Origin of the sequence: Thermostichus vulcanus str. 'Rupite', from assembly GCF_022848905.1 — a bacterium.
Classification (GTDB): domain Bacteria; phylum Cyanobacteriota; class Cyanobacteriia; order Thermostichales; family Thermostichaceae; genus Thermostichus; species Thermostichus vulcanus_A.
On the sequence record NZ_JAFIRA010000057.1, the window covers coordinates 1 to 1,308 of the forward strand.

A 1,308-nucleotide genomic window follows, 5' to 3' on the forward strand; every position below is an offset into this window, starting at 1 on the left:
GCAGCCTCAGCCGGAAAGGCGAAGACGCTCAAACAAAGCGCCAACAAAATGGCGAGCAGTGGACGATACCGCATGGTCGAACCTCGAAAAACCTTTTTTGAATCTGAACGCTGCTGGGGAAAACAAGCCAGAATGCCCCCATTGTACGCAATAGTGATCCTCATCTTGGGTCCTGCTTTAAGAAGTTTCTTTGCTGCCCAAATCTGTACGAGAGTGGCGGGGTTGAGGCCAAGCTGAGCCGTAGAGCCTAGGGGTTAACCAACGCGGAGCCAAGCCACTGTTCCCGGATTTGAGTCACCAACTCGTGGATAGGGGGCCGGCCAATGCGGTAGCTGATCGGATGGGCAATCAGACGGGCGGTGCTCTCAAACAGACAATCCCGTTCGATCAGGCCATTTTCTTTTAGGGTGCGCCCCGTTGCCACCAAATCCACAATCGCATCTGCCATGCCAGTGATTGGGGCCAATTCCACCGAGCCGTATAACGAGATCAACTCCACCGGCAAATCCAAACGGTCAAAATACTCCCGCGCACAGCCGACAAACTTAGAGGCCACTCGCGCATGGGGCGGTAGCTGAGTGGCAGAAGTGTAGGGACTGTCTTGGCGCAGGGCTACCGACATACGACAGTAGCCAAACTTCAAATCCAGCAAATGGGCCACCCGTGCCTCTGTACCGGCATAGCGCTCCCGCAACACGTCATAGCCGACAATGCCCAACTGTGCCTGCCCATATTCCACATACACGGGCACATCGTGGGTGCGCACCAGCAGCGCTTCGTAGCGCTGCCCATTCAACTGGGTGGGGGACTCAATCCGCAGGAGGCGATTACCGGGATCCAAAAAACGGCTGAAATCGATGCCCACCTGTTGAAAACACCGGATAGCCTCCGACAACAAGGCTCCCTTGGCAAGGGCAATGGTGATCGGTTGACCTCTGGAGGGAGAATCCCGATCTGGGGTTGGCTGGGGGGACATCACAGTTGAAATCAAGGGATCCCTTGGGTTGGAGTAGAAAGGCTCCACAAGGGAGCTGACCGCTTTTGATTTTATCGCTGTGGCGGCTTGCAGAGTTTGTGGGGACTGGAAAGGCGTGAGAAGATTGGAAAAATAAGAATACTGAGAATATCCAAAAATCTGTTCTATTCCGTAGGCAGAGGATCCCGGTATCGGGGTGATAAAGTCAGAGCACGGTTAACCCCGAGGAGTGACAACGGCATGAAAGCCATGATCCTGGCAGCAGGCAAAGGTACACGGGTACGGCCCATCACCTACATGATGCCCAAGCCGATGATCCCGATTTTGCACAA

2 protein-coding genes are annotated in these 1,308 nt (G+C 54.6%); one reads left to right on the plus strand and one right to left on the minus strand.

The features are described 5' to 3' along the window. Window positions 1-247: 247 nt before the first annotated feature. Window positions 248-976: an ATP phosphoribosyltransferase gene (hisG, locus tag JX360_RS15560; protein WP_244352762.1), complete on the minus strand. Its 729-nt coding sequence runs from the start codon at window positions 974-976 to the stop codon at window positions 248-250. Between the two features lie 240 nt (window positions 977-1,216). Here hisG and JX360_RS18090 point away from each other — a divergent pair. Then, window positions 1,217-1,308, plus strand: a 92-nt coding sequence (locus tag JX360_RS18090; protein ID WP_425244427.1) for a sugar phosphate nucleotidyltransferase, incomplete at its 3' end; no start/stop codon positions are given.

Bases quoted from the DNA above. Each gene is read 5' to 3' on its own strand.
- hisG (WP_244352762.1), bottom strand. From the start codon at position 976: ATGTCCCCCCAGCCAACCCCAGATCGGGATTCTCCCTCCAGAGGTCAA.